The organism is uncultured Streptococcus sp. (genome assembly GCF_963521865.1).
Lineage (GTDB): Bacteria > Bacillota > Bacilli > Lactobacillales > Streptococcaceae > Streptococcus.
In genome coordinates, this window is sequence record NZ_CAUQWY010000068.1 from 1 (window position 1) to 4613 (window position 4613).

Genomic DNA, 4613 nt, shown 5'->3' on the forward strand with positions numbered 1-4613 from the left:
TGAGTTGTATATCAAAATAAAATACAATTATTGTTACCACCTTTGGAAACAGGAGAAGATGGACAAGTCCAGAGCCCTATTATTGGAGATAATTGAATTTTGTAACAAATATCATAGTAGCTTTAGGTTAGCGGATTTATATTGTTTGTTGGGAAATGTAACAGAAGATCTTGATCTCTCTGTTGCTAAGGACTATTATATGAAAGCTAAGGTGCTCTATCTAATTGAAAATAATGAAGCTATGGCACTCAAGGTAGAACAATATTTGATGGATAAGCAGTCAGATAATGTATAAGGATAGCAAAAGCTATCTTTCTCATGTGTAAAATATAACTATAATTCTTCTTTTTGAAAATATTTAATATTTTGCTTTAATTGCTTGACAGGTTATATATGTTGATTTATAATATAGGTGAAACGGGAGTTGTGAGAGCGTTGACAAATTTAGTGACCTTATACTCTTCGAAAATCACATTCAAACTTCGTCAGCGTCGCCTTACCGTACTCAAGTACAGCCTGCAGCTAGCTTCCTAGTTTGCTCTTTGATTTTCATTGAGTATTAACTTTTGTATTTGATTAAGAATTATGATGTAGCTAGAAAAGAAAGAATTCTAGTTTGATAAAATATTACCAGTCTTATTTAAAGTTGTTATGGAACTATTTTCAAAATAAATAGGCCTCTGCTTTATGTAGAGTAGTGAATCAGGAGGTTAAGTGATGAACTACAATTTAAAATATCTTTTATCAGGAATATTTATCATAGTCTTTATAGGTTTCCTAGTCTGGATGAGTTATTTTAATCAGAGGAAGGAAGAAGAGCATTCGGATGTGTCTAAGGAACTTTTTCGAGTAGTCATGATATTTGTGATAGGAATTATCCTAATTTTAATGACACCCGTCTTATTTAAAGTTGTGATGGAACTATTTTCAAAATAGATAGGCCTCTGTTTTAGGCGGAGTAGTGAATCAGGAGGTTAAGTAATGAACTACAATTTAAAATATATCTTATCAGGACTATTTAGCATAGGCTTTATAGGTTTCCTAGTCTGGATGCGTTATTTTAATTAGAAGAGGGAAGAAGAGCATTCGGATGTGTCTTTTGAAGCGAGGTTAGATAGTGAGGTCAAGGCCTTATATAAACAACTAGGATTGGGTGAGGAGCCTCAGTATTTCTTAGCGTATCGCTACCTACATCCTTGGTTTAATTTGGCGATTTTACCACCAACAGTTGAAATTTTCTTAACTAAAATAGCGCTGGTGATGGTGACTCCAGATGAACTACTGATAAGAAATCTTGGGAATGGGATGACTTTCACAAGTGAGCATCATCGTGATTTGCGGCAAGGACTTATCCGCATTCCAAAATCAGAGATGAAAGAATTTGAGATTCGCAACTGGAAAAGAGTTTTTATATTTGGCGATTTTTTGACAATTAAAACAAGCCAACATAGCTATTATTTACAGGTTAGAGATGATGGACTTCAAAAAGGAAGTCTTTCTACTAAATATTTCTCAGACTTGAAACGACAAGATTTTCTAGGATTATTGACAGATAAAAGAACATTCTGATTGACAATTACTCTAAAAACTAACCTCTAAACATTCAAAAACCACACGGTATTCCTTGCAACTTGATTGTGTTCAAGACTGAAATCACTGTGTGGTTTTATTTAGAAGCTAAGCTTTTTCTCTTTCCTTCGGTTGATAATATGTCTCTACTTCTTTTTTGAGATGAGACAGCATAGAAGTTTCTTCGGTTAGCTCCAGAAGGGAGAAACCTTTTTGGATAAGTTTAGAATCATCCCTACAAATCCCAATACGGATATAGCAGATAGCAAGCCTATCGTAGCTTTTCTTGTTCTTGGCATCCTCCAGTAAAGTATAGCAGATTTGCTTACACATGTTTTTGTCTTGATGGTATAAGTAAATGGTGGACAGATTGAGTAGGATTGCCATTCGTAAGTCATATAAATGTTGGTAGTTTTTATAGACTTCCAAGCGTTGCAAGATTTTTCCAGTAATGAGATGGAGGTGATCAATGGGAAAGCTGAAAAGGATGGTATTGAGGATTTTTAGGTCACTTTCATACCATGTATCTTGTTTTTCAATTTTTTCCCAAAGTTTTTGGATAGTCTGTTTCACTTGGTCTGATAGTTGCTCTGTACCATGTTGACGGATATGAATGACAACTTCCAGCATATCCCTGATCTCTTCTATAGGGAGGTCATGATGGGTCTTGAGATAGTTTTGGCATGTTTCAAAAAAATCAACTAGACTACTGTTGCCAATGATAGAACTCATATTAAGATAAGTTTGTATGATTTCTGTTCGTTGGCTCGGTTGATAGAGATGGCAGATGTAGTCAAACTCTTCAAAACTCATATTGATTTGACGGAGAAGAAATTCCATATTTTCATATTTGGGAGTTGCCTTGCCGCTTTCAATCTTTGATAGGCTGGTTCTTGAGATGACATTTCCACAGACCTCTTCTTGGGTTAATCCTTTTGACTCACGTATTTCTTTATAGACCTTTCCAAAATCATAACGCATGATTTTCTCCTTTTAGTGAAAAAAGTTAACAAATAATAAAATCCAATTAAAAATATTGTATCATAGTAACAGAAATAGTAAAAAAGAAAACTAAAATAGTGTGTGAAAAAAGTTAACTAATTTTAAAATAGAGTAAAGAAGAGGTATACTATAGATACGAAATACAGATAGGAGGGAAAGAGTATGAATAAAAAAGTTTTTCGTTTTTTAGTTATTCTTGCTTTCTTATTCAGCATTGCTACGGTTTTCCCATGGAACTGGCCGATATAATGCGCTGGTTGTAAAAATGAAAGGAAGGTGAGTCCAATGGATTATTTTTAAATAATGTATAATAGGGGAACTAAAATTATATTTTTAAATTGCTTTTATGACAATTGAATAGAATAACCGATAGACTGGAGGTAGAAAGATGTTTAATAGATTGAGTAAAAGTTTAAGTTTGTTGATGATTATCACGATATTGAGCGCAGTGTCAATACCTAGCTTTGTGGCTTATGCGGATGACAATTCATCACCTAGTATTCAATTGACTTCCGAAGAAAGAGAAATAGCATCTGAATTTCGTTATTTATTTGAAATTGCTAGTTACTTGGATGAAAATGGTAATCGAGTGATTGATATGGATGCTTTACAACAGACTTATGGTAAAGCACAAGCTCCTTATATAGCGGAGGGAATTCGAATATTATCGGATCCAAAGGAAACAGATATAGTTCTGTCGAATATGAAGTCTGATTTTTATTCTAGGAGTTGGATGAGTTGTATGATGGATTCAACTATAGACTTTTTAGGAATAAATTTATTAACAGATATATTCGGTGGAGGTCTGGGAGGGCTATCAGGACTTATTCAAAAGAAAGCGTGGCCAAAGATTGCAAAATTGGTATTAAAATCTACCGTAAAAACTTCTGGTGCGGCAATTTTAGCTACTTTGTCATGGTATAGTTTAAAATGTTTAAACCAATAAAATATACAGTAACGGTTTGCACTATCTTAGCCTATATTATTTGGTTTAGGATGAGGATAAAATTAACTGATTTAATTGAACTTTTTATTGTAACACTGATGACTGAAAATTTTATTTTTTATTTTTTCAATGATAAAAAGAAAAAATAAGACTCTCTCTTGCTTACTAAAGTTAATAAGCTAAAGTTACCTCATCTAATTTAGCTAAATTTAATGTAGTTGTTGTTCTAACTTCAATATACCATAATATAAGTCGTCCCTACCCTATGTTGATTAGATTAAACCGATAAATCAGGAGGTTAAGTGATGAACTACAATGTAAAATATCTCTTATCAGGAATATTTATTATAGTCTTTATAGGTTTTCTAGTCTGGATGCGTTATTTTAATCAGAGGAAGGAAGAAGAGCATTCGGATGTGTCTTTTGAAGCGAGGTTAGATAGTGAGGTCAAGGCCTTATATAAACAACTAGGATTGGGTGAGGAGCCTCAGTATTTCTTAGCGTATCGCTACCTACATCCTTGGTTTAATTTGGCGATTTTACCACCAACAGTTGAAATTTTCTTAACTAAAATAGCGCTGGTGATGGTGACTCCAGATGAACTACTGATAAGAAATCTTGGGAATGGGATGACTTTCACAAGTGAGCATCATCGTGATTTGCGGCAAGGACTTATCCGCATTCCAAAATCAGAGATGAAAGAATTTGAGATTCGCAACTGGAAAAGAGTTTTTATATTTGGCGATTTTTTGACAATTAAAACAAGCCAACATAGCTATTATTTGCAGGTTAGAGATGATGGACTTCAAAAAGGAAGTCTTTCTACCAAACACTTCTCCGACTTGAAACGACAAGATTTTCTCGGGTTATTGACAGATAAACGGACATTCTGATTGACAATTGCTCAAAAAATTAACCTCTAAACATTCAAAAACCACACAGTGTTTTCAGCATTGAATATAATCAAGCTGAGAAAATCACTGTGTGGCTTTATTGGAAAGTTAGTTTTTCCCAGTTTAGTCTCTTCACGGGAGGTATATCTATGAAAAAAATCAGTCATCTTTGTATGTTTCTGCTGTTGCTGTGTACCACTTTT

General features: G+C 33.8%; 4 protein-coding genes and 2 pseudogenes. 5 read left to right on the top strand and 1 reads right to left on the bottom strand.

Translation table 11 applies throughout. From position 1 onward, the window contains the following. From RWO85_RS09680 to RWO85_RS09690, 3 genes and pseudogenes are all read left to right on the top strand, one after another. Window positions 1-295, top strand: a pseudogene (locus RWO85_RS09680) (XRE family transcriptional regulator); the annotation flags it as partial. A gap of 422 nt (window positions 296-717) precedes the next feature. Further along, window positions 718-936 carry a hypothetical protein gene (locus tag RWO85_RS09685; RefSeq protein ID WP_314415620.1) on the top strand — a complete coding sequence of 73 codons (219 nt, stop codon included), beginning with the start codon at window positions 718-720 and terminating at the stop codon, window positions 934-936. Between the two features lie 45 nt (window positions 937-981). Further along, window positions 982-1569: pseudogene (locus RWO85_RS09690) on the top strand (hypothetical protein). A 108-nt stretch (window positions 1570-1677) separates the two neighbouring features. Here the strand turns inward: RWO85_RS09690 and RWO85_RS09695 are convergent. Further along, the gene (locus tag RWO85_RS09695; protein WP_314415621.1) at window positions 1678-2550 is read right to left on the bottom strand and encodes a helix-turn-helix transcriptional regulator; all 873 of its coding nucleotides are present in this window, start codon (window positions 2548-2550) and stop codon (window positions 1678-1680) included. A 409-nt stretch (window positions 2551-2959) separates the two neighbouring features. Here RWO85_RS09695 and RWO85_RS09700 point away from each other — a divergent pair, with 409 nt between their 5' ends. Both RWO85_RS09700 and RWO85_RS09705 read left to right on the top strand, forming a co-directional pair. Beyond that, window positions 2960-3517, top strand: coding sequence for a hypothetical protein (locus RWO85_RS09700; RefSeq protein ID WP_314415623.1), 558 nt, complete (start codon window positions 2960-2962; stop codon window positions 3515-3517). Between the two features lie 305 nt (window positions 3518-3822). Then, the gene (locus RWO85_RS09705; protein ID WP_314415625.1) at window positions 3823-4410 is read left to right on the top strand and encodes a hypothetical protein; all 588 of its coding nucleotides are present in this window, start codon (window positions 3823-3825) and stop codon (window positions 4408-4410) included. The last annotated feature ends 203 nt before the right edge of the window (window positions 4411-4613 follow it).

Excerpts from the sequence above, each read along its gene's own strand:
- RWO85_RS09685 (WP_314415620.1), top strand. The coding sequence starts at position 718 with ATGAACTACAATTTAAAATATCTTTTATCAGGAATATTTATCATAGTC.
- RWO85_RS09695 (WP_314415621.1), bottom strand. The coding sequence starts at position 2,550 with ATGCGTTATGATTTTGGAAAGGTCTATAAAGAAATACGTGAGTCAAAA.
- RWO85_RS09700 (WP_314415623.1), top strand. The coding sequence starts at position 2,960 with ATGTTTAATAGATTGAGTAAAAGTTTAAGTTTGTTGATGATTATCACG.
- RWO85_RS09705 (WP_314415625.1), top strand. The coding sequence starts at position 3,823 with ATGAACTACAATGTAAAATATCTCTTATCAGGAATATTTATTATAGTC.